This window comes from Pannonibacter sp. SL95 (genome assembly GCF_026672425.1).
Lineage (GTDB): Bacteria > Pseudomonadota > Alphaproteobacteria > Rhizobiales > Stappiaceae > Pannonibacter.
This window is the reverse complement of sequence record NZ_JAPPRC010000006.1, coordinates 683,056-706,054: the sequence shown is the minus strand read 5'-3', so window position 1 is coordinate 706,054 and position 22,999 is coordinate 683,056. Positions and strand designations below refer to the sequence as shown.

The window sequence follows — 22,999 nt, the reverse complement described above, 5'->3', positions numbered from 1 at the left end:
AATATAATATAGGATATTTACCGTTAATTTACACAACCCGCATGCAACCCGCAGATTTACATAAATAAACGCCAAGTATCTCCCGACTTGCATTGAAAATTAAATTTATCGATACTCACTCGTACCGTGTCGGTTAATTCATAGCGGTACAGAGGTGTTAATTATGTTGACAACGGACCTTGTTTCCCGGTTCTACACTAGCGTCCTACAGCGGGAAGGAACTGAAGCGGAACTTGCTGAATACACAACCCAGATCCAAACTCATCAGACCACCACGTGGGCCGTCCTGAACGCACTCATTAATTCAGAAGAAGCCACGCAGTTCGTTGATCCTGTTATCCGCCTGTACTACGCAGGGCTTAAACGCCAACCTGACGTAGCTGGGATTGACCACTGGGCTGACAACCTTCGTGACGGCTCTGCGTCCTTGCTGCAGATTGCGCAAGGCTTTGTCGGGTCTCAAGAGTGGCTAAATACATACGGAGCTACTGACACAACCGATGAGGTGATCGGAGCCCTGTACAAGAACGTACTGCTGCGCGATGGGTCTGCAGACGAGATTGCTGCATGGAAGGCCACCGGCCTCAGCACGGCGGAGATACTGATCGGTTTCAGCGAAAGCAGTGAGTTCAGAAGCAAGGCGGAAGGTCATATAGACGCTGCCAAGGGTGATGCAGGCAAGTATGCTACGAGCGTATACGGCTGGTCAGCCGCACACGACCCCTTGACTGTCGCTGTAGATTACATTGCACCGATTTCCATGACGCCGGATGATCTAGCCTGATTGCAGGTTAGTCGACAAACGGCTTGCCGTGGCTGAACCGGCCTAGGATCAACAGAAACGGCCCCTGAGAGCGTTCTGCGTTCTCCGGGGGCAATCCCTTCAGCGCCGGAGATGGCGCTCTCAGTGGGCTTCCCTGTGGCTCGCTCCGGTCCAAGCCGGATTGTACGGAGTGCACAGACCGTAGTACAGGGCTCATCCTAATTTTATGGCACAATTTTGCGTGCGGGTATCTAACCCCACCGTGCGCGCAGTTTCCCCCATGGGGTACCGACCGCAGCCATGTGCAGCCGTTGCCATATATAGCGCGTATGATCCGGGTACTAGCTAGCATATGCCTCCTATAAGCCCTAGGGTATGCCCAGCATACTAGACTGATACAGACCATGTGTCAATCCGGTATACGCATAGATATATGCAGCGGCTAGAGCTAGGGATACGCTGGCTTAGGCTACGGCTACAGGATACACAACTAGGGCTAAGCTGTCTTAGATACTAGGCGTATGCAGGCGGGTATCTGTCTGCTGTCTTATCAAGCACCACACCTACCATACTACCCGGCCATTCCATAGCTACTGACGAGGTAGCCTTAGATATATCTTAGGGTAGCTACAGAGTATCCATAATTACCCCTCCTATTAGATATAGAAAGCTGGTACCGCAAAAACGGTATCGGTCGACAAGTACGCCTGAAGGGCGGAAGGCTATCTAGCTCTAGCAATATAGATACCTAGTACAATACTACAGTACATAGTACCTAGTATACATACTGCATACATACGTACTATAATACCTAGTATACATATATCAGTACATACTACTGTGTACTTATCTCCTGTATGATATACATATATTTATCCAGTATATAATTAATTGCATATATTCTGTATTAATATCTAGTATGTTAATCCGTATTATTACAGCTATGTACTGTATATTCAGTACAGCTAATGCTCTGTAGTCTCATTCTCTGCACCCTATATACGTACTGAATACCTATTGATCCGGATTACTGGTCTGTAGGCTGCATCTGCATTTAGATCTTGCATCTGGTCACGATACAGCGTTAGTGTACAGACATTGAGAACGCAGACAGCAAACAAGCGCTACGGCTACTGCCTAGCCACCTGCCAGACGCTTCACAATAACCCGGCTTAGGTTCCCTACTAAGGCTTGCCTAGGCCACCCGGTCCTAACGTACACAAAGGACCACACAGGACCGGGGCAGATACGCACTACTGAGTTGACATACAGACTTAGATGTGCAGACTAGATTACGGAATGACACGGGAAACCGAGCCTAGCTAGGGCGCAAGTCGGGAAAGCCGATAACTAGCTCTCCACACTAGGGGCTGTGATTAGGTCGGAAGGCCGTCCAAACTACGGGTTGAAATGCACACTGTGCAGAGTAGAAACCGGGCGAGGTACAATGCGAGCCTAGGGAGTATCTGCGGATATATGATGGAACCACTCACCCATCGCGTAAGCTAACGCTACCTGTGCGCCATACGCACTACATGCGCTTAGCGATAAGTCCAAGTGAGGCAGGCCCTTTGTCCGCAGGGTTTATGTGCAGCATAGGCGCTATGACAATCGCCAAGTTTCGCGCCTTGCACATTACCAGTACGAAAACCGGCACAGCAGCGTCCTAGTGAGCGTCTGACGTGCGCCAGCGGTACAGGCCCGACTACTGTCTTACAGTGATACCTGAACCTCGCACGGGATTTACAGACCTGCTGGAAAGCGGGCTGTGTCGGTTTTCGTTCTTAATAAACAACATGCGGTCTTCGATGGGTACAGACAAACTGTGTCCAATTAAGCCCACATAAGAACCAGTAGCTACTTGGTACTCACTCGCTACGTGTCCAACGCGCGTCTTAGTGCCTGCTACACACAAGGGACCACTGGCCTAGCAGTCCTACGGGATGGCCCAAACGATTATTAGCCAGTGAGTATCTAGTAGCTACCTACACACACGGTGAAGCCAATGGACTACTACACCATCTTTAGCATCCTTCTGCTTATCTGCGCCTCCGCATGTGGCGTTGCAGTGTCAGCTATCGGCATCTGGTACATGGTCATAATCGGGTGGCCCTTTATCGTAATCGGCGCTCTGTTCGTCACTACAGGTTACGCCCTGTTTGTCTCTCGCAAGTGAGGTGCAGAGATGTTCAACATGACGTTCAACGAAGCACGTAACCGTTGCTCTGTCAACGGATGCAGCCTGCAGAAGACTACGTACGGCGAGTACAAGGTGACACCGCGTGACGGCGGTATGACCAACAAGGAACGTGAGGCTGCGAGCTACTACACGGACGACCTTGAAGACGCCGCCCTGACCTCTGGCCGTATCCGGTCTGACCTGAAGCGGTCGCAGCCGATCTACGCCTAATCCAATCCCAAAAGCAGGCCGGAGAGGCCCGCGCAACTCAGGAGTAAGAAACCCATGGCAACCGAGAAGAACACCGTCAGCGCCGCTCTGAAGCTCATTGATGGCGAAGACAACATCACCAAGGCCATTGAGAGCGTGAAACGCCGTGGCGCAACGCTGCAGCGGGACATCCACATCCTCGCCTGCTCGGTTCTGGCGCACCTCGGCAAGAACGGCGACACCCGCGTCGTTGACCGGTTCGTTGCCGGTATGATCGATGCGATGCCCGAGATGGCCCGGATCAACGCCCTGCGTGAGTGGTTCGAGACGTTCGGCCCCGTGTCCTTCAAGGACAACAAGCCGGTGTACCAGCGCGACGGAAAGACCCGGCTCGGCGATGCCATGGCGCAGCCCTTCTGGCGCTTCCAGCCCGAGAAGGCATACGTGCCGCTCGACGTGACCAAATTCGTTGATCAGGCCCTCTCCAAGCTCGCCAAGGATGCGAAGCAGACGGGCCGCGACCACTCGGCCCTGCTGGCGCACCTGCAGGCCGCAAAGGTGGAGCTTGCTCAGGTCGCAAACTGACCTCCGTTCCCCGCGAAGGTACCTGAGCAGTGTGCAGCGTTTCGTACAGAGGCGCTGCACTCGCGCAGTTATCGACGCTACTGCAACATCAGCGCTACCAAGTACAGACCCCTCCTATTAGGAGAATAAAAGCAATGGTTTAACAAGCCTGATGACCGGATTAGGCCCCGGATCGTACACGCTCCAAACGCCACGAAAGCGTTCCGCGAATTACATCTCATAAAGATACACCGTGCAGTTACCTGAGTATTGGCACAGAGGCTCTAGCACGGACCTAACTGCTTGATTGCATAGAGTGCAGTACAGGACTGCGAGCCGCCACCCCCCCTACAGCGCTTCGCTACCTGCACTGCATCAATATGCAGATCAACTGATACTGCATGAACACCCAACAAACTACACAAGGAATACATATGACGCATCTTATTGGCTACAGCTTTGCACCGGGCGGTCTTGCTACCAACGGCCTTCTGCAGTCCGCAGGCCCGACCGTTTCGTGGTCTTCGGCGTTCGGTTCGTTCGACTACAAGGCGGCAGTGCGTGCTGCTTGCCGCAAGTGGGCTGACGTGTGTGACGTTGAATTCTGCGAGGTCACCGACCCCGGTGTATCCATCAATGCGGGTACAGTCGGTATGCAGCGCATGTTCCTCGGCCCCATCGACGGCGCGTCGGGTCTGAATGTTGTCGCCAACGCCACTCCCCCCGGAGGCCTGCCATTCTCTGGCAACATCCTGTACGATAGCGACGCCACCGACATCAATTTTCTGGCGACGGGCTATATGCTATCCGTGACCGTTCACGAAATGGGTCACGCAGTATTTGGTATGCTGCACAACACTACCGACAGCGTGATGAACGGTATCGGCAATGATACGCCGACCGCGTACGACCGGCAACTGGCCACCGCAACGCATGGTGCTGCGAAATCCCTCTCGGCCAAAGTCGGGTCTGGCTCTCTCATTGGGCAGATTTACTCTGCTTACAAAGGTGCATACGACATCACCGTATCCAATGATGACCTGTTCTACTGGTACCGGCAGATTGCAACCAATACGAACACGTTCGCTACGCTCTGTACTGCAATGGCAGGCTCGTATGCCCCCAGCCGCGTTTGGCTGCAGTCTCTGTACACCCGCGTCCTCGGTCGGTCGGGTTCTTCTGCAGAGATCGATGCGTGGATCGCCACCGGCAAGAACTGCGGACAGATCTTGAAGGACTTCGCTGAGAGCGTCGAGGCGGCAAATCGGCGTGCAAGTCTGTTCGCGTCTGGGCTGTGGTTCTCGTAACAACTCTACAAGACTAACCAATCGACGGCCCACGCAGTAAACTCTGTGTGGGCCTAGTCGTTTCTACCGAGAGAGAGAATACAGACATGCTTACGAAGAAGCTCCCGAACATCATCAAGAAGCTGTCCGTCGCAATCAAGGACCTGCAGTCTTACGAGACCGCCTGTCTCGCCACTGCCGACGTGAAGCGTGCTGAAGCCGCAGAAGCCGCCCTCGCCGCAGACAACGCTCAGATCGAGGCCGCGAAGGCTGGGCGCATCCGCCAGAACGTGGAAGCACTGCTCGCCTAATCGTCTATCGCCAGCATTCGGAGGTACCGATGTACAATATCGAACTCATGATCCAGAACATGGCCCGGCATGTGTGGGGAAGGCGTGCCATCGCTGTGTCCCCGGATGCACCGGGCACGTACGAAGACCTCGTACAGCATATTAATGGCCTCGGACCTGACAGCCCGATCCTGATCTTCGATGGTGGCAACGACGACACTGTGTACGAGGCCGAATGGACTAATGTCTGCTTCCGGGCTTGGCACGACTGGTGCCACTACACAGGCGGCTTTGACTTCTCACCCGAGGGTGAGAGACAGGCCGTCGAGATGCAGTGTCGGATGCTGGTTACCCATTACGGCATCAACGCAACGACCCTTGCAGCCTGCGCCCTGCTTCGCGCAGAGGTTGTCGGACAAGCCGCGTACTTCGCATACACTGGCGACTTCCCAAAAAATCAGCGCGCATTCATGCACAAGTATTTGCAGGAGAAATTCGCAGCATGACTATGTACACACTTACCTATGGCGGCTCTTGGGGGCGTGCTACTTACGTTGGTCGGTGCGGTAGAAGTGCCTTCAGCCTCCATGAGGCGAACAGTGTTGAAGCTGAGATGCGGGCCGACCCGAAAAACCTTTGGGTCTCGATCCAACCTTTCGTCAGCAAGGATGCGCCCGTAGAGGCCGCCTGACAAAGCTTGCGCGACACTTACCAAATGCACGCAATATGGCTCCTGGGCGTAACTACAGGGGCCGCGTGCACCATCTTCATAAAGGCATTTACATGAAGTACGAGCCGGGCTGCAGACTTGGCGCAGCCATTGAGCAAGCGAAGAAACTCCTTTCAGAAGAATTAAACGCACTTCTCCAAGAAGCATACCGAGAAGGCTATAAGGCCGGGGTACACCGTCTTGATACGAACACTCAACGAAGTCGCAGAATATCTGAGAATTGACCGAGATACGCTGAGAGCTGTGCTCATTCTTTATCCGTTTTATTTCAAGACGGGAAACCGATACAAGTTCACCCAAGCCGATGTCGACAGTCTAATCGATGCGTTACGCGGAGGGTCTACATGCCAATCAAGCTCATCAAACGTGACAGGTCGCCGTACTTCTACATGCGCGGTTCCGTCCGGGGCACAAGCGTCTACGAGAGCACTGGAACTAGTGACCGCAAAGCGGCGCTTGAAGCAGCAAAGAGACGCGAAGCAGAGATCCTCAAGGCGTCCATCCATGGCGTTGGCTCAGTGATGCGCTTCTCCACCGCTATTGAACAGTACGTTCGTGACGGTGGAGAAGTCCGCTTCCTTGAACCGATCATCCGCGAGCTTGGGGAGTGCCTGCTGAAAGACATAGATGCGCAACGCATCTCCACAGCCGCACACAAGCTCTACAGCCACACGAAGCCATCCTCGCAGATCAGACAGTTTTACGGGCCGGTCATGGCAGTCCTGCAGCACGCTGCAAAGAGAGGACTGTGCACCGTCCCGCAGATCACATACCCTAAGGTGAGCAAGGCCACGAGCCGGGCTCCTAGGTGGATCACGAAGGAGGAAGCAGGCCGTCTAATTGAGGCTGCTGCCGACCATATGAAGCCACTGATTATCTTTATGCTCTACACAGGAGCGCGCTCAGGAGAGGCGCTTTATCTGGACTGGTCTCAGGTCGATCTTGACCGCAGAGAGGTCCAGTTTGTGCAGACCAAGAACGGCGAGGCACGCGGCGTGCCTCTCCATAGTAGAGTTGTCGAAGCTTTGTCCGCGTTGAAGCACAGGACGGGTAGTGTGTTCCGCACGAACACCGGTAAAGAGTATTCCCGACCTGATGTACTGGACGACTGGGATACGTCAGCAGGTACACGTATCAAGACAGCCTTTAAGACCGCTGTAAAGCGAGCTAAGGTTGAACCCTTTACACCGCATTGCTGTCGCCACACATGGGCGACTTGGCACTACCAAGCAAACAGAGACTTGTTCTCTCTGCAGAGACTTGGTGGTTGGAAATCTCTAGCAATGGTGCAGAGATACTCACACGTAAATGTGGGTGAACTAGCGCATACCATAGACAAACTATAACCTATATGGGCACATGCAGAGTATACGGACCCGGCCAAGCGCCGGGTTTTATTTGCACAGTGCACAGGTCTATGGCGTGTACAACAGGTGAGAGAGTTAAAAAATATGTGTAGTATCATCAGCTTAGTAGCCAGCGCCCGCTTCGTTGGTAAGGGAGAGGTCGAGAGTTCAATCCTCTCTTGCAGCACCATTTTTCTTCAACATGATACAGTTATACAAGGCGCAGGCTCTGTCTTGTTTGGCGAGAGCATGAGTTTTGATCGCAATGTCGCATGTTCTGAATGTAGGCGGCAGACTGCAAGTTCCGTCAATGCGCCTGCTGCACTGCGTAAATATGGCACATGACCAAGACGGACGATTCCCGCGTCAAGCTTGCGCACGCCGATACGCCATAACAACGCCCACAAACACCTCTTCCAAGCCCCTAACATACCGTTCGATGTCGAAAAGCGGGGCGGTGCTGCGATGGTCCGCCAGGCGCTGCTTGTAAGCTGCGAGCTGATCCGGGTTTTGCGCCAGAAAAACCGCGCACTCTTCATACGCGTCGAGCGAGGCAACGACCAGCTCTGGCAATCCGACAGCATGGTTGAGGCTGGCTGCGACCCGGCTTGCAAATGTCTCGCCCGGACAGGTCAGAACCGGCACGCCTGCCCATAGCGCGTCGCTGGCCGTGGTGTGCGCATTGTAGGGCAGTGTATCCAGAAACAGGTCTGCCACCGCGTGGCGCGCCAGATGGGCGCTGAATGGCATTTTGGGGGCAAACACAAGCCGATCCGGAGCGACACCGCAGGCGGCAGCCATTTTTCGCAGGTTTTCCCGCGCGCGATCCCCGCCATCGAACAGCCAGACGACCGATCCCTCGACACGGGTCAGCACGCGCATCCATCGCATGAAGACGTCTTCTGTGATCTTGTAGGTGTTGTTGAAACAACAGAATACAAAGCCGACTTCCGGCAGACCGTGCATCCTGCGGGTCTGTTCGCCTTCATCGACAGGCCGGAAGCTGTTGGGCTGATAGCTCCCTTGAAGCCTGAGTACCGTCTCACGGTAGAAGGCTTCGTGTTCTGCGGGGATGACAGTATCGTCAGCTATGATGTAATCGATGTAATCAGCGCCCATCGTTCCCGGATAGCCCAGATAATTGATCTGGATAGGGGCCGGCCGATACGCGAGGATCTGCGTCCGGGCCCCACGCGTATAGCCTTTCAAGTCTATGAGAATGTCGAGTTCGTCCTCATGGATACAGTGCGCGGCATCGCGATGAGACTTGTCACGCAGATCGACAAAGCGGTCAAAGGCAGCTTCGAGACGCCGGCGCATCGGGCTGCCATCGTCAGGGCCAATCGAGTAGCCATAGACTTCAAAGCGGCTTCGGTCGTGCTTTTCAAAGAGCTCGCAAGCCAGATAGGCAGTCGCATGTTCGTGGAAGTCGCCGGAAAGATAACCAATCCTGATTGTGCTGCGATCGCAGGAGACTTTCGGCTTGAACCTCGTCTCGCATGCTGTCTCCAGGTCGCGTGACCATTTTCTGGCCCATGATATTTGCGACGGCAGGTCACCACCTGTTGCCACGACGCTGAAGGGCGGAACCGGCTTTGTTCCAGCGGACTCAGGGTCGGGGATGTTGGGCATTGGCGCTGGCCATTCACAGACCTGCCGTTTCAGGTAGGCCTCAGCAAACAACGCTTCGCTGTCATTCGGGTTGATCTCAAGGGCAATCGCAAAAGCCGCCAAGGCCTCGTCATGGAGCCCGAGGGCTGAATAGGCCTCGCCCAAACTCAGGTGCGCTCCATCGAGCCGCCCGTCGAACTGAATGGCCTTTCGGTAGGCCTCGACAGAGGCCTTCACATTGCCCGCATTGCGAAGCAACTCACCGATCAGGAAGTGTGTTTCCGCCCGACGCGGATTGATCCGGACCGCGGTCCGATAGGCCTCGAGAGCGTCATCCACCCGCCCCTGCTTGTGCAGAAGGCTTCCGAGCGCCGCAAATGCGTGCGGATTGTCAGGTTGCAGCGCAACCGCTTTACGTGCTGCGCCAACGGCTGCCCTGATGTCTCCGGCAGCCGCCAAAACGATACTCAGGTTGCCGTATGCCTCGGCGTAGGTCGTACGCAGGGCAATCGCCTTCCCTATAAGCTCAACGGCATCCAAATGGTCCGAACGTTGGTGCGCGATCAGCCCGAGGTGATGGTAGCAACCAGCATTGGTCGGATCGCCAAGCAACACACGTCTGTACAGCTGCTCCGCCTCATCCAAACGACCGGCCTGATGCGCGCAGACCGCAGCCTCCAGGAGACGGTTGCGTGCCATGGACCGTGCGTCCACCTGGCCTCGTGCATTCAATGCCCGTCGCTGCTTGCGGTTCATGGATGTGCTCTCGCTGGTTCCAGTCCCTGGATTCACATCGAAGAGCTAGATGGCTGAACTTGCGCGGGCCTGTCTTATCGATACTTTGCCGCAAAGCGGATATTTATCGTCTCAAGCGGACGACAGATTGGCATAGGACAAGCGCTGTCGCTGCACTCACCCCCCATAATACCCCCGGTACCACTCCACGAACCGCGCCACGCCCTCCTCCACGCTCGTCGCAGGGCGGAAGCCGGTGAGGTGTTCGAGGAGGCTGGTGTCGGCCCAGGTGGCGGGAACATCGCCCGGCTGCATCGGCAACAGGTTGCGGATCGCCTTGCGGCCCGTGGCGGCCTCGATGGCGGCGATGTAGTCGGTGAGCTGCACCGGCGCCGAATTGCCGATGTTGACGATGCGCCAGGGCGCAACCGGCGACAGACTGTCGCCCTCCGGCACGCCCTCCCCGTCCAGGGGGCGCTGCGGCACCGCATCGATCAGGAGCCGGATGCCCAGAACCAGGTCCTCGACATAGGTGAAGTCGCGGCGCATGTCGCCGTGATTGTAGACGTCGATCGGCTCGCCGGCGAGGATCGCCTTGGTGAACTTGAACAGCGCCATGTCCGGCCGGCCCCAGGGGCCATAGACTGTGAAGAAGCGGAACAGCGTCGTCGGCAGGCCATAGAGATGGGCATAGGAATGGCTCATCACCTCGCAGGCCTTCTTCGTCGCTGCGTAGAAGGACATCTGGTGGTCGGCCTTGGCCGTCTCGACATAGGGCATCGTCGTGTTGGCGCCATAGGCCGACGAGGTCGAGGCGATCAAGAGGTGCTGTGGCGGGGTGGCTCTCGCCGCTTCCAGCAGCTCGAACGTGCCGGCAATGTTGCTGTCGAGATAGGAGCGTGGCGCCTCGATCGAATAGCGCACGCCGGCCTGCGCCGCCAGGTGAACGACCACATCCGGCTTCTCGCGGGCGAAGAGATCCACCAGATATCCCGGCGTCTCGACCCGTTCGTTGAGCGCACGGAAGTTCGGGCTCTGCAGCAGCATCTGGTGCCGCCGTTCCTTCAGCCGCACATCGTAGTAATCGGTCATGGCATCAAGGCCGATCACCTCGAACCCGTCCGCAATCAGCCGCTTGCACAGATAGTAGCCAATGAAGCCGGCCGACCCGGTAACCAGTGCCTTGCGCAAGGGGAGCCTCGTCCTGTTGTCTCGCCACCGTTGGGCTGGCCAGTCGGCCCTGCTTAGCACCGCAGCACAGCCCGTCCAAGCCCGCAGGTGGAGAATGAGCTACCCGCCCGCCACCATCTGCGAGCGCAAAAACTGGCTGGACCGCGCGAAAAACGGCAATTCGATAAAATTGTATTTTCCCACTTAAACGGGCCGCAGGTGTTGGCCTGCTAAACCAATCCCAGGATGAGGGAAAGATCCGGTGAGACAAGTCGGCCGAGGCCGCAACGCCAGGATCGCACCTGTAAAACAGGGAGTGGGGTTATGAAGAAGTTTCTGATCGCAGCCGCCGCAGCGACTTTGATGCTCACCGGTGGACTGACCACAAATGCAGACGCCGGCTGGTTCGGCAACACCCGCGCGCTTGGCGACCCGGAGATCTACCAGCCGGAAGTCTCGCGCAGTGAACAGCGCTACCAGCCGCGCAGCAACAACAGCGAAGCCCGCGGTTCGTCCCGCGCGCCGCGCGCCTACATGATCTTCTGCCTGCGCAATCCCGGCGAATGCAAGCCGACCCGCAGCGCGAATACCGTAGCCTACAGCCCGCAGCTGGTGGCCAAGCTCAACCGTGTCAACAACGAGGTCAACCGAGCCATCAACTGGACGGGTGATCGGGGCGATGTGTGGCGCGTTGGTGGCAGCAGCGGCGACTGCGAGGACTTTGCCCTGACCAAGCGCAGCAAGCTGATCCAGCTGGGCGTTCCTGCTGGCGCCCTGCGCATGGCCGTCGTCCGAACCTCAAAGGGTGAAGGTCACGCGGTTCTGGTCGTGAAGACCTCGAAGGGCGACCTGGTGCTCGACAACATCAAGAAGACCATCGTCTCGCGCCAGCAGACCGACTACCGCTGGATTGCGATCGCCAGCCAGAACCCGTCGGCCTGGCAGAAGCTTTAAGCGTCCTGCCAGCCCCGCCGGGTCGACTGACCCGGCCAGCGTGTTGAACGAAATCACCTGCCCCAAATGGCCTGATGCCGCCGCAAGGCGGCATCTCTTTGTCCGGGAAGCGAAGCGCTCACTTGACCGGATAACAGAATTGCTGAACTGACACGTGGCCAAGTCTAGGCGCGCGACACTCTGGAAATCATCGTGCTCGATTGAGCACTCAGGTCAGCGCTTTGAGTCGCCGCGCGCATCAAGGCCGCCCAAAAACAACAAAGCCCGCACGTATGCGGGCTTTGAAAAAGCAATCGAGACTGTTTGGCCTCAGACTCAGTTCTGGCTGCCCCCATCCGGGCCGTCCAGAGCATCGTCACCAGCTGCCGGGCCGGCGGCAACCGGAGTGTCGATACCGCCATCGCCACCGCTGATCGAATCAGCCAGAGCGGAAATCTGTTCAGCCTGGGCAGCATCCGGGGAAGCTGCTGCAGCCGCCCGAAGACCCTCGGCAATGTTTGCACCAGCGCCCTGCACTTCGGCGAGGGAAGCTGCAAGTTCAGCAACCACGGCAGCGCGCTGTGCGGCCGGAACGCTTGCGAGGTAAGCGGTCACCAGCGGTGCGCACGGAGAACCGGCGCCGCACGCTGCAACGACCGACGCTACGGAAAGGCCCTGTGCAAATGCCGGCGCGGAAATCGACAGGACGGTTGCGGCCAGCGCTACCTTCAAGGTGTTGGAAAAGCTCATAATATTCTCCCGAAAATGAAACATGCGACGCAACTATCGCGCTCAAACGAGCAGCCTTGTTGAAGGATTACCATATACCGGCTATCGTGTCACATGAATTTAAAGGTATCCTTAACCACAGCTTCAGGCGACAACGGCGAAAACCCTCTCCCGACAGCAGCGAGAGCCCGGCGCTTCACACCACCTGTTTTTAGCAAATTAATGTTAATTCACTCAACGTCAATAGCAGCGATATATTCGGCATCTCGCGCGTTTGCCGCTGCAACTCCCTATAAACGCCTGATCGCGGACATGCCACGTTGACCCCTGCCCTCAACACCGCCACCCATCGCACCATATCAGATCGGTCGTTTGCGCTGACAATCGTCGTTCTGGGTGCAGTCCTGGCCCTGCTCGGTGGCGTGCTTCTATGGAACGAGGCTGCGCTCTTCCTGAAGAGCGGCGATGGCCGGGGCGCCCGCTTGGCTCCGCTTACCAACGGCACTTACACGACGGGCGTGTCGGTATTCTCAAACCGAACCTTGATGCTTGATTGCGACGAAGCCTTGACCTCGACCTTCGGACGGCTGCAGCCATCAGCGGTACGCCGCAGTTACGCTGAAAGCTGCATCGCAGCGGCGGATGACGTCCTGGCGCGCAGGCCTACGGATGGGCTCGCCTATCTGGTGAAGGCGAACGCATACGCGTTCCTCGAGAACCGGGACGGCATGATCGACGCCCTTCGCCTGTCGCAGGCTCTGGCGCCACAGGAGGGCTGGATTGCCGACGGCCGGCTTCGTCTCGCGTTGCCGCTCTACATGGATCTTCCTGACGCCTTGCAGAAAGCGATTGCTGCCGACGTTGCGGTGCTTGCTTCCTCCCGTCGAAGCGCCGCCTGGCTCGCGCGACTTTACTTGCGCAAGGAGAAAGGCCCCGACGTCCTGCTGCAGATCCTCGATACCTTGCCCGACGCCTCAAAGGGCAATGTCCTTGCGGAGATCCGGACGGCAACGTCCTTGCGCTGAACGCGAATCCAGACGCCCCAGAAAGTACGCCCCATGCGCTTTTCGCCTACGTCCGCATCGGACGATCTGACCGCTTCGGGTCGCAGCAGCACCTCTCGCCTCAATGACATGACAGGCCGCGCGGTTCTGTTCGTGCTCATGCTGGCGCCGATCCCTCTTGGCAGCAATCGGCCTTTTTTCTGGGCCCTTTGGGCTTTGGTGCTTGGGGTCATTCTATGCGCCTATGGCTTTGTGCTGTACCGAAATGCGCTCAGGCTCAGACTTCCGTTTTCGGTCATTACCGGCATTTCGATCCTTTTTGCTCTGGTCGCCATCTGGATGGGTCTGCAGGTCCTCCCGATCGGCAGCGTCATTCCCTTGCCGCAGGTCCAATCTACGACAGGCTACAGCTTTTCTTTTCCCAGCATCAGCCTGACTCCAGGCGACACCTTGCTAGCCCTGCTGCGCTGGCTCAGCTACGGCGTCCTGTTTTTCCTGGCACTTCAGGCAAGCGTGCGCAAGCAACGCGCGCGGCGACTGACTTTGTTTATTTTGATCTTCGTAACAGCACAGGCTGCCTATGCCCTGGTCGCGATGCTGTATCTTGCTGATCAGGTTTTGGTGGTCGAGAAGACCCAATACCTCGGCGAAGCAACCGGCACCTTCATCAATCGCAACACGCTCGCAACCTATCTCGGCTTGGGCGCTGTGCTCGCGGCCTTACTTGCGCTGCCGAACCCCCCGCTGGAGGAAACGGGTGTCTCCGCTGGCCCCCGCAGACGCTCGCGAAAGCGTTCGTTCGATCTTTCGATCAAATCGAACACAATCCTTGCAATGATCGCTCTGCTCATTCTGCTGTCCGCCATTGTGGCGACCGGATCACGCATGGGCCTGTTTGCCACGTTCTGCGGTGTGACGACTGCAGTGCTGCTCCGGCTCTCAAGTTGGCGCTCACGCCTGGTGGCGGTGGCGGCGCTCGTCGTCGGTGGCCTGGCGTTTCTGTCGATTTATGGTGCTGGCACGCTTGAACGGATGATCACTGTTGAACGGGATTCTGACTCGCGTCTGACGCTCTATGAAGACACATTCGACATGATTGCTGACCGCCCGCTCATCGGCTTTGGGGCGCAGTCGTTCGAATACGCGTTCACGCTTTATGACACCGATCCGGCCAACAGCGCGTTTACATTCGACAAGGCCCATTCGACCTATCTGACCCACTGGAGTGAGCTTGGCGTCGTTTTCGGATCCGTTCCGATCCTGATCATTGCCCTGATCGGCTTTCGTCTTCTTCAAGGCCGCATCGGCCAGGGACTGCGTGACACTGAGATATGCGCAGCACTGGCCGCAATAGTGATCGCAGCTGTTCATTCAATCGTAGACTTTAGCCTCGAGATTGAGGCGGTCACTTTCCTGTTCGTCACGCTCCTTGCGATGGGCGTTGCCACCGCTCACGAACGCGGACGAAAGCAGGTAAACCAGACTTCGTGATGCGGGCCGGGCAGAGTTTGCAATGCGCAGGATTTTCGATCGCATTTTCGGATCATCATCCGTAGACAATCAAGAAAAAAACAGGGTCCGAAGTGTCGAAAGGCGTCCGGATCTTCTGTATGTTGTAGGCGATATTCACGGGCGCAAGGATCTCACCGACGAGCTCCATCGGTTGATTGATCAGGACGCAACATCGCTTGGGCTGCAGCCACATGTCGTCTATCTCGGTGACCTTGTAGACCGCGGGCCAGCATCAGCGCAGCTGCTCGACATGGCAACGGGTCCAGCACCGCGCGGTTGGTCGCGGCAGTTCCTGGCTGGCAACCATGAACTGATGATGCTGGGGTTCCTGAAGAAGCCAAAGGCCAACCTTGCCTGGCTCGACTTCGGCGGAACAGAAACGCTGTTCTCGTATGGCTTGAAGGCAAGTGAGATCGAGCATATTCGCCGCGATCCGGCCCGCTCAGCCAGTCTTCTCAAATCTTATGTCCCCGAAGAGCACATCGCATTTCTTGAGGGGCTGGACACGGGCCTTGCCTATCCTGGCCTGCTGCTGGTTCATGCCGGAATTCGACCCGGGACGCCGATAGCCGAGCAGAGCGATCTGGACCTGACGCGCATCAAGGGCGAGTTTCTCGACAGCGACGTCGATCATGGCATGATCGTGATTCATGGGCATAGCATTGTCAAATTTCCGGAAGTCCGACCCAACCGGATTGCCATCGATACCGGCGCTTACGCAACCGGCGTCCTGACCGCCCTTCGCCTGGCTCCGGGACAGCGGCCGGCGTTTCTCCAGACCGGCGCTGGACGCGCCGCGTAAGCTCCGGTATGTGAGGAGCCAGTTTGGATTTCTTCAATAGATTACGATGATGTCCCGGTGCATTTCGCTGCGGATCCATTAGGAAAGACTTTCGCTTATGGACGAGACAGAAATCGATTTTCGTCATCTCTTCGGCATCGTTCGCCGCCAGATCAAACTCATTGCCGCCACGATAGCGGTCGTTCTCGCAATCGCGATCATTGCCGTGTTTTCCATCACGCCGATGTATTCCGGCACGACACTGATCCTCGTTGATCCCAGCCGGAAGAACCTGCTGGATCCGACCAACGTCTCAGGCTCGTCTGCGACGGACAGTGCTCGCGTGGAAAGCGAAGTCGAGATCGTTGATTCCGATGCCGTGCTTCTGTCGGTCATCGCTGACAAGGGTCTCATTACCGACCCTGAGTTCGGCATCAAGATCAGCCTCAAGAACCGCATTCTGGCTGCCTTGCGAATTCGCGAATTGAGCCTTCCGACCGGTCAGGAAGCTCTTGGAATTGTACTGTCCCGGTTCAAGGACAACATTTCTGTCTCTCGCCGGGGTCTCACCTATCTGATTGCCGTTTCCGTCAGGTCGGAGAACGCTGCAAGGTCTGCAGAGCTCGCAAATGCGATCGCTGAAACCTATATTCGCAGCCAGATTGAATCTAAGACCTCGACCACCCGCGAATCGCGCGACATCATCCAACGCCAGCTTGTGGACGCGGAAAAGGCCGTCGTCTTCGCAGAAAAAGCGTTCGATGATTACATCTTTGGCAACGTCAATGCCTTCGTAGATGCTACCGGGAGATCCGACCTTGTCGAGATGCGCAACCGCATTGACGAGCTGACCACCGAACGGACTTCAGCCGAGTCTCGCGTCGCTGGCCTGCGCCAGAAGCTTCAGAGCGCAGATTATCAAACCTTGGCCGCAGAGCTCGAAAACGAGGCCGTGGCCGCGTTGAACAAGCAGCGCCTCGATCTGCAGCGCGCACTCGGAGAGGTCGCCGCCGGGTCAGCCCGCGCAGTCAATCTCCGACAGGAACTTGCAGCAATCGAACGCAACCTTGCGACAGAAACAGAGACGGCCCTAGGTGAATTGCAGGCGTCGATCGGCGACTACGACAAGCAGGCGAGCACGCTGCGACGTGACCTGAATACCGCCATTCTTGGCAGCAATCTCCCGGCCGATACACTGGCGCAGATCTATCGCCTGCAGCAGATGTCGCGCAACGCGGCGACCCAGTATCAGGCCCTGCTCGCCCGCTCCCAGACCCTGGAAACCGAAAGCGCGCTCCAGATCGCCGATAGCCGCGTTGTCTCACCGGCCTACCCTCCCACCGGTCCCAGTTCGCCAAAGGTGATGCTGATCCTTGCGGTTGCGACGCTGTTCGCAATCGGTGCCGGCTTTGCGCTTGCGTTCATTTTCGAGAACTTTATTGGCGGCTTCACCAGCGAAGAGCAGGTCCAGGCAATCACGCGCCTGCCTTTGGCAACCGTGGTGCCCCGTCATTCGGCCACGACAGCGCAGTTCTCTGTGTCCGATGCACTGATCGAAAGTCCATTGTCGATGTATGCGGAATCCATCCGCCGGCTCAGAGCCACGATCGACAACACCCTGCAGGCGAATGTGCCAAAGCCGGCAGATGGACGGGGGCGTCAGGGCTTCGTCATCATGATGTCCTCGGCGCTGCCGGGCGAAGGCAAGTCGACTATGTCCCTGTCCCTGGCGCGCACGCTTGCGCTCTCTGGCGCCAGCACACTGATCATCGACTGTGACTTCCGCAAACCAAGCATCCAGCGTCACCTCAACCTTGAGCCGTCGAACGGTCTTGTCGACTTCCTGGTTGGCGACACAGGCTCCGATGACCTCTTGCAGAACATCGTCAAGGCTGATCCGAAAACTTCTCTGACCGCCGTGATTGGCGCTCGCAGGTCGGACGTTCCAACCGATCAGCTCATCACGCAAGAGAGATTTGCCCGGCTGGTCCAGACCGCCCGGACCCGCTTCGACTATGTCGTGCTGGACTCGCCACCGATCGAGCCGGTCGTGGATGGTCTGTATCTGGCAAAATATGCCGATGTGATCACATTTGTCATCCGCTGGGCGAAGACCCCGCAGCGTCTTTGCGTGCATTCGCTGCAACGACTGTCGCAAACCAAGGCGGATCATTGCCGAATCTTGACCCTTCTGAACCAACAAGAAGGCAAGAGCGGGTACTATACAGCCTATTCCGACTATTATTCGGAATAGGATACTTCCCTTCCGCTGCCTCCGCAGTTTTGGCGGCAGCGGAATTTATTTATTGCGATGAACTATACTGCAGTCAGATATCTAGCACTCGGCAGCCCACGCCGTTGCCACTTAGGGTCAAGCTGTTGAAAGCCATCACCTTCCCCTGAGTTCGCGCAATCCGCCACAAAGAATCCTATTTGCAGCGCACCAAGAGCTGTGTTAGGAATCCGGTAACGTAAAAGATAAAATTCTATACAAATTGAAACGACCTAATTCGGTGTGCTGCGTACGGGCCCGGACATTTTTCTTTTGGGCTCGCGTTTAAAACCTAGTTTTTGGGGCCTGTCATGGTGCACGAGTATATTGATCGTGAGCGCGATACACGTGGTGGAAAGCGCGGATTTCGGCGGATCGCTTTCTTTTCGAGATCACTTTCCGAACGCAATCTGGCAGCAGACCGGCATGTTGGTCCGATGTCATTGGGGCGTCAGGGCGGCAGCGCCGCGATTGCTGACCCGCGGGGTGCCTTGAGCCATCCTGCGTTCACAGGTATTGCACCGGCTTCCGAACTGGCTGTTGACGCAGGCGCGATTGCCCGACTGCGCGCAGTTGCCCGCCCGCCACTCAAGCGGACCATGGATGTGGTTGGCAGTGCTGCTGGACTTGTCTTGTTGAGCCCGCTGCTTATCGGCATTGCGGCTGCGATCAAGCTGAACAGTGCCGGTCCGGTGATCTTCCGCCAGGCGCGTTATGGCGTGAATGGCGAGCTGTTTTACACCCTGAAGTTCCGGTCGATGTATGTCGCCAAACAGGACACCACCGGTGTCGCCCAGACGCGCAAGAACGACCCGCGTATCACGCCAGTCGGTCGCTTCCTGCGTCGGTCCAACTTCGACGAGCTGCCGCAGCTCTGGAACGTTCTGAAGGGCGATATGTCCCTGGTCGGTCCGCGTCCGCATGTCCCGGGGATGCTTGCCGCCGGTGTGCCTTACGAGGAATTCGACACCCGTTACATGGATCGTCACCAGGTCCGTCCGGGCATCACGGGCCTTGCACAGGTCAACGGCTTCCGCGGTGAAACCACCGAGGAGTACCACGCCCGCATGCGCGTCCATTACGATCTCGAATACATCCGCAGCCAGTCGACGCGCGGTGACCTCAAGATCCTGTTCCAGACCGTCTGGAAGGAGTTCACCAAGGGCACCGGATACTGACTTCGCCCTGCTCGCCGCCCATCATATGAACGAGGCCCCGGAAAACCGGGGCCTTTTTCATTTGCGTATTTTTCCCGCAGCCCTGCCTCACGCCATGCCAAGTCCGGTCATGATCTCCTGCCAGGCATCATAGGCGGCAAGTACGGTTTCCATCTGTGCCGTGTGGCCGGTGCGGAAGGCCGGGCCGTAGATGGTCTCATCCGGGTACTCGGTGATCAGGGTCACAGGCACCGTGTGCCGGTCATCCAGCGAGCACAGGCACGGGAAACCATTGATCATGCGGAAGCCGGTTTCCCCGGCATGCGCCTCGTACAGCCCAATCTGCCGGCTGTTCTCGCCAACGAGCCCCGGGATCGCCGCCAGATGGCGCGTCACCTTGTCGAGCAGGGCTTCGGACGCCGCTTCCCAGCCCGGCAGATGGCGCAGGATCAGGAAGAAGCCCTTCGGCAAAGTCCACATGGCGAAGTTGCGCGGAACATAGCCGGACAGCGGCCGGGTCCATTCGTGCGCGGGATAGCCGTGCAGGTTCACATGCAGCCCCGCTCCGCTCAGCGCTTCGGCCTTGAGGCGAATTTCCTTTTCAAGGAGGTTCGCCCCCGAGTTCTCGCGTGTGCGGTATTCCAGGTCATCGCCGAGCGCCGTGTAGCGCGCGGCGTGGTGCATGTGACGCGGATTGCCGAGGCGCAACCGCTGGTGCAGCGCATAGCCATCCGGGTTTTCCAGCGGCGACAGGCTGAAATGCGCCCCTTCACGTCTCGCCAGACGCCGCGCGGCCCGAAGCGCACCGACGACGCCAGTCGTCTCGTTGGCATGCTGCCCGGCGCTGATCATCACCGGTGCAGCCGTTCCGGCGACATAGGTCGCGCGCACCGTCCGGCCCGACCGGGTGCTTGCCTCGAACGCAACACCGCCGTGGCTTGCCAGTTCTTCGGTCACCTGCGCAACGGCCAGAGGCGTCTCCGCCCGGTCCAGATCCTGTCGTGGATCGTCCATATAGCCGGTCGACAGGGCCTTGAGTTCAATTCGCAGGGAGGACCGCGCCGCGCCGCCCGTCACGGCCGGAACGATCTGCCCCGGCTTCAGCCCCCGGTCGCCCAGCGGACGCCCCGAGCGCTTCTGGAACACCTCCAGCAGCGAGAAATAAAGGTCCTCATGCAGGGCCTCGGGCAGGCTGATCACCTCGTCGCCGACTGACATCGGCGCATCTTTCGCCGGGAGGGAAGCTGCAATATGCAGTTCCTCGAAATAGGGCTCCTGCGTGCCCCAGGGGGCGGACTTCACCGTGGCGATGGCCGTCTCGAACAGCTGCTCGAAGTCCGTCTCGATCCGCTCCCCCTCTTCCTCGCCGGATCGCCGGACCCAGCCGGTCGGCGACAGGCTCGTCTCGCCGGCCGCGTCCACATGCAGCCGGTTCGGGGCAAGCACGGCCAGGGTCTCACGTGTCCCGTCCACTCGGGTCAGCACGACATCATACTGCAGGCCCGCGTCGGCTTTCGGCGCGAAGCGCAGCGGAATGTCACCGGTCATCGCGGCCAGCGGATAGGCCTCGAGTCGGAACCGGTTGTCGGGCGCAGCCGGATGCACCGGATAGTGCAGCTCGATTGCCGTCACTCCGGCCAGATCGATCTCCTCCAGAAAGGCATGCACCAGCGGCTTGTAGGCGCTGCGGATGCGGGCCGTGATGCCCTTCTGCTTCAGCAGCGCTTCGCAGTCCTCGCGGCTGCGGCGGTCATCGAAGCTCCACACCTCCAGCGTCTCGCCAGGGCGGGCAAGACCGGCAATCTGGTCCAGCGTGCGGGCAAAGCTGCGGTCGACAAGCACGGTCATCGGATTACCTCGAGGTTCGTCCGGTCGGGTCGAGGCTGTCGCGCAGCCAGTCGCCGAGAAGATTGAGACCCAGCACGGTCAGCAGGATGGCAACACCGGGGAACACGCTCACCCACCAGGCGGTCTGCAGGTAGGTCCGCCCATCCGCCAGCATGCCGCCCCAGCTCGGGATCGTCGGATCAACGCCAAGGCCGAGGAAGGTCAGACTGCTTTCGAGCAGGATGTTGTTGGCGACATTCAGCGTCATCAGCACGATCACCGGGCCGATTAGGTTCGGCAGCAGGTGCTGCAGGATGATGCGCCAGTCTTTCACGCCGATGGCACGGGCGGAGAGGATGAACTCCCGCTCGCGCAGGGTCAGCACGGAGCCTCGCACCAGGCGGGCATATTGCACCCACTGCGAGATGATCAGCAGGATGATGGTGTTGGTCAGACTGCCGCCAACGATGGCAATGAAGGTGATGGCGAGCAGGATGAAGGGCATGGCCAGCTGCAGGTCGGCAAAGCGCATCACCACCATGTCCCAGAAGCCACGGTAGTAGCCGGCGATCAGCCCCATCAGCACGCCGAAGACGACCGCGCCAATCACCGATGTAAAACCGACCAGCAGCGAGATCTTGCCACCGGCCACCACACGGGCCAGCACGTCGCGGCCGAGCGGGTCGGTGCCGAGCGGATGCGCTGCACTGACAAAGGGCTTGGTCAGCCGGGCCATCAGGTCGATCTTGTCGGCCCCGCCCGGAAACAGCACGTCCGAGAACACCACCGCGAGGCAGATCACGGTTGTCAGGCAGGCTCCGAGGATGAACTCGAGACTGGCAAACTGCGAGGGGCGAGAGGTCTTTGCGGCCATGAGCGTCACTCCGTCCGGATGCGCGGGTCGACGAGGCCATAGGCGATATCGACGAGAAGGTTGATGCCGACGATCATCAGTGACAGCACGGTGATCACGGCCTGCAGCACCGGATAGTCGCGCGCACCGACCGCCTCGAAGGCGAGCGTGCCCATGCCCGGCCAGTTGAACACCCGCTCGATGACGACGATGCCGCCGAGCAGGCCGCCAAACTGCAGGCCGAAATAGGTGATCAGCGGAATGGCACAGTTGCGCAGGGCGTGCTTGTAGAGAACCTTGCTCTCGCTCAGCCCCTTGGCCCGGGCGACCATGACATATTGCGACTGCAGCGTTTCCAGCATCGCCGTGCGCACCAGGCGCACATTGGTCGCGGTCAGGATCACGCCCATGGTCACGGCGGGCATGATGAAGCTCTCCGGTCCCGACATGCCGCTGGGTGGCAAGAGGTTGAAGGTGATGGCAAACAGCAGCACCAACATGGTGGCGAGCCAGAAATTCGGAAACGACAAGCCAACCAGCGAGAAGACGCGGATCACCTGATCCGCCAGCTTGCCGCGGGAGGTGGCCGCCTTGATGCCGAGCGGGATCGACAGGGCGATGGAAACCGCCATCGACACGAAGGCCAGCATCAGGGTCGCCGGCAGCGCGTCGCCGATCAGCCGGGCGACCGGCGTTCCGCCAACGAAGCTCTTGCCGAGGTCGAAGGTCACCAGACCTTGCATGAAACTCAGATATTGCACCAGGAAGGGCTTGTCCGTGCCAAGCTCGGCGCGGATCCGCATCAGATCCTCTTCCGTCATGCTGCCGCCGCCCTGGAACATCATCACCGCCGGATCACCGGTGAGGCGGATGGCGAACGAGACGATGAGCGTGATGGCGATGACCACGAAGATGGCCTGAAGCAGGCGTTTGATGAGGAAACCGGCCACGTTCTTCTCCTACTGGTGCGGATTGGCTCCGCCCGGCCATGCCGGGCGGAACCTGAAACTGCTGACACACCAAGATCAGCCAGGGATTAGCCCCTGA

19 protein-coding genes are annotated in these 22,999 nt (G+C 58.2%); 13 read left to right on the top strand and 6 right to left on the bottom strand.

What is annotated here, in order from left to right:
* The first annotated feature begins 163 nt into the window (after positions 1-163).
* From OVA12_RS20280 to OVA12_RS20250, 7 genes are all read left to right on the top strand, one after another.
* Entirely contained in the window at positions 164-784 is a 621-nt protein-coding gene (locus tag OVA12_RS20280) for a DUF4214 domain-containing protein (RefSeq protein ID WP_268140459.1), read from the top strand.
* A 2,173-nt stretch (positions 785-2,957) separates the two neighbouring features.
* A complete protein-coding gene (locus OVA12_RS20275) occupies positions 2,958-3,173 on the top strand; it encodes a hypothetical protein (protein WP_268140458.1) in 216 nt (71 codons plus the stop codon).
* 54 nt (positions 3,174-3,227) lie between these two features.
* Positions 3,228-3,737: a hypothetical protein gene (locus tag OVA12_RS20270; RefSeq protein ID WP_268140457.1), complete on the top strand. Its 510-nt coding sequence runs from the start codon at positions 3,228-3,230 to the stop codon at positions 3,735-3,737.
* Positions 3,738-4,150: 413 nt separating this feature from the next.
* Positions 4,151-5,023, top strand: coding sequence for a matrixin family metalloprotease (locus tag OVA12_RS20265; protein WP_268140456.1), 873 nt, complete (start codon positions 4,151-4,153; stop codon positions 5,021-5,023).
* An 86-nt stretch (positions 5,024-5,109) separates the two neighbouring features.
* Positions 5,110-5,313 carry a hypothetical protein gene (locus OVA12_RS20260; protein ID WP_268140455.1) on the top strand — a complete coding sequence of 68 codons (204 nt, stop codon included), beginning with the start codon at positions 5,110-5,112 and terminating at the stop codon, positions 5,311-5,313.
* Positions 5,314-5,342: 29 nt separating this feature from the next.
* Positions 5,343-5,798 (top strand): hypothetical protein, encoded by a 456-nt coding sequence (locus OVA12_RS20255; protein ID WP_268140454.1) that lies wholly within the window; start codon positions 5,343-5,345, stop codon positions 5,796-5,798.
* Positions 5,799-6,366: 568 nt separating this feature from the next.
* Positions 6,367-7,368, top strand: coding sequence for a tyrosine-type recombinase/integrase (locus OVA12_RS20250; RefSeq protein ID WP_268140453.1), 1,002 nt, complete (start codon positions 6,367-6,369; stop codon positions 7,366-7,368).
* Between the two features lie 366 nt (positions 7,369-7,734).
* Here the strand turns inward: OVA12_RS20250 and OVA12_RS20245 are convergent, their stop codons facing one another.
* Together OVA12_RS20245 and OVA12_RS20240 are read right to left on the bottom strand one after the other, a co-directional pair.
* The gene (locus OVA12_RS20245; RefSeq protein ID WP_268140452.1) at positions 7,735-9,735 is read right to left on the bottom strand and encodes an O-linked N-acetylglucosamine transferase, SPINDLY family protein; all 2,001 of its coding nucleotides are present in this window, start codon (positions 9,733-9,735) and stop codon (positions 7,735-7,737) included.
* 156 nt (positions 9,736-9,891) lie between these two features.
* Positions 9,892-10,905: an NAD-dependent epimerase/dehydratase family protein gene (locus tag OVA12_RS20240; RefSeq protein WP_268140451.1), complete on the bottom strand. Its 1,014-nt coding sequence runs from the start codon at positions 10,903-10,905 to the stop codon at positions 9,892-9,894.
* A gap of 303 nt (positions 10,906-11,208) precedes the next feature.
* On the opposite strand from OVA12_RS20240, the gene OVA12_RS20235 reads away from it, so the two are divergent.
* Positions 11,209-11,838 carry a transglutaminase-like cysteine peptidase gene (locus OVA12_RS20235; RefSeq protein WP_268140450.1) on the top strand — a complete coding sequence of 210 codons (630 nt, stop codon included), beginning with the start codon at positions 11,209-11,211 and terminating at the stop codon, positions 11,836-11,838.
* Positions 11,839-12,153: 315 nt separating this feature from the next.
* Here OVA12_RS20235 and OVA12_RS20230 read toward each other — a convergent pair whose 3' ends face one another.
* The gene (locus OVA12_RS20230; protein ID WP_268140448.1) at positions 12,154-12,567 is read right to left on the bottom strand and encodes a hypothetical protein; all 414 of its coding nucleotides are present in this window, start codon (positions 12,565-12,567) and stop codon (positions 12,154-12,156) included.
* 299 nt (positions 12,568-12,866) lie between these two features.
* On the opposite strand from OVA12_RS20230, the gene OVA12_RS20225 reads away from it, so the two are divergent.
* From OVA12_RS20225 to OVA12_RS20205, 5 genes are all read left to right on the top strand, one after another.
* Positions 12,867-13,571, top strand: a complete 705-nt coding sequence (locus OVA12_RS20225) for a hypothetical protein (protein WP_268140447.1) — start codon at positions 12,867-12,869, stop codon at positions 13,569-13,571.
* 33 nt (positions 13,572-13,604) lie between these two features.
* Complete coding sequence (locus tag OVA12_RS20220) at positions 13,605-15,041, top strand: O-antigen ligase family protein (RefSeq protein ID WP_268140446.1); 1,437 nt, start codon at positions 13,605-13,607, stop codon at positions 15,039-15,041.
* Between the two features lie 22 nt (positions 15,042-15,063).
* Positions 15,064-15,864, top strand: a complete 801-nt coding sequence (locus tag OVA12_RS20215) for a metallophosphoesterase (protein ID WP_268140445.1) — start codon at positions 15,064-15,066, stop codon at positions 15,862-15,864.
* A 97-nt stretch (positions 15,865-15,961) separates the two neighbouring features.
* Positions 15,962-18,097 carry a GumC family protein gene (locus OVA12_RS20210; RefSeq protein ID WP_268140444.1) on the top strand — a complete coding sequence of 712 codons (2,136 nt, stop codon included), beginning with the start codon at positions 15,962-15,964 and terminating at the stop codon, positions 18,095-18,097.
* Between the two features lie 329 nt (positions 18,098-18,426).
* Positions 18,427-19,293 (top strand): sugar transferase, encoded by an 867-nt coding sequence (locus OVA12_RS20205; RefSeq protein ID WP_326493927.1) that lies wholly within the window; start codon positions 18,427-18,429, stop codon positions 19,291-19,293.
* Between the two features lie 87 nt (positions 19,294-19,380).
* On the opposite strand, the gene OVA12_RS20200 is transcribed toward OVA12_RS20205, so the two are convergent.
* The 3 genes from OVA12_RS20200 to OVA12_RS20190 are packed head-to-tail and all read right to left on the bottom strand — an operon-like array spanning position 19,381 to position 22,902.
* Positions 19,381-21,120 carry a peptidase M14 gene (locus OVA12_RS20200; RefSeq protein WP_268140443.1) on the bottom strand — a complete coding sequence of 580 codons (1,740 nt, stop codon included), beginning with the start codon at positions 21,118-21,120 and terminating at the stop codon, positions 19,381-19,383.
* Between the two features lie 4 nt (positions 21,121-21,124).
* On the bottom strand, positions 21,125-21,973 hold the full coding sequence (locus tag OVA12_RS20195; RefSeq protein ID WP_268140441.1) for an ABC transporter permease: 849 nt from the start codon (positions 21,971-21,973) through the stop codon (positions 21,125-21,127).
* Positions 21,974-21,978: 5 nt separating this feature from the next.
* Complete coding sequence (locus tag OVA12_RS20190) at positions 21,979-22,902, bottom strand: ABC transporter permease (RefSeq protein WP_106751809.1); 924 nt, start codon at positions 22,900-22,902, stop codon at positions 21,979-21,981.
* Between the last annotated feature and the right edge of the window lie 97 nt (positions 22,903-22,999).

Bases quoted from the DNA above. Each gene is read 5' to 3' on its own strand.
- OVA12_RS20255 (WP_268140454.1), top strand. From the start codon at position 5,343: ATGTACAATATCGAACTCATGATCCAGAACATGGCCCGGCATGTGTGG.
- OVA12_RS20275 (WP_268140458.1), top strand. From the start codon at position 2,958: ATGACGTTCAACGAAGCACGTAACCGTTGCTCTGTCAACGGATGCAGC.
- OVA12_RS20195 (WP_268140441.1), bottom strand. From the start codon at position 21,973: ATGGCCGCAAAGACCTCTCGCCCCTCGCAGTTTGCCAGTCTCGAGTTC.
- OVA12_RS20200 (WP_268140443.1), bottom strand. From the start codon at position 21,120: ATGACCGTGCTTGTCGACCGCAGCTTTGCCCGCACGCTGGACCAGATT.
- OVA12_RS20205 (WP_326493927.1), top strand. From the start codon at position 18,427: ATGGTGCACGAGTATATTGATCGTGAGCGCGATACACGTGGTGGAAAG.
- OVA12_RS20280 (WP_268140459.1), top strand. From the start codon at position 164: ATGTTGACAACGGACCTTGTTTCCCGGTTCTACACTAGCGTCCTACAG.
- OVA12_RS20220 (WP_268140446.1), top strand. From the start codon at position 13,605: ATGCGCTTTTCGCCTACGTCCGCATCGGACGATCTGACCGCTTCGGGT.
- OVA12_RS20250 (WP_268140453.1), top strand. From the start codon at position 6,367: ATGCCAATCAAGCTCATCAAACGTGACAGGTCGCCGTACTTCTACATG.
- OVA12_RS20235 (WP_268140450.1), top strand. From the start codon at position 11,209: ATGAAGAAGTTTCTGATCGCAGCCGCCGCAGCGACTTTGATGCTCACC.
- OVA12_RS20230 (WP_268140448.1), bottom strand. From the start codon at position 12,567: ATGAGCTTTTCCAACACCTTGAAGGTAGCGCTGGCCGCAACCGTCCTG.
- OVA12_RS20210 (WP_268140444.1), top strand. From the start codon at position 15,962: ATGGACGAGACAGAAATCGATTTTCGTCATCTCTTCGGCATCGTTCGC.
- OVA12_RS20245 (WP_268140452.1), bottom strand. From the start codon at position 9,735: ATGAACCGCAAGCAGCGACGGGCATTGAATGCACGAGGCCAGGTGGAC.
- OVA12_RS20265 (WP_268140456.1), top strand. From the start codon at position 4,151: ATGACGCATCTTATTGGCTACAGCTTTGCACCGGGCGGTCTTGCTACC.
- OVA12_RS20215 (WP_268140445.1), top strand. From the start codon at position 15,064: ATGCGCAGGATTTTCGATCGCATTTTCGGATCATCATCCGTAGACAAT.
- OVA12_RS20260 (WP_268140455.1), top strand. From the start codon at position 5,110: ATGCTTACGAAGAAGCTCCCGAACATCATCAAGAAGCTGTCCGTCGCA.
- OVA12_RS20270 (WP_268140457.1), top strand. From the start codon at position 3,228: ATGGCAACCGAGAAGAACACCGTCAGCGCCGCTCTGAAGCTCATTGAT.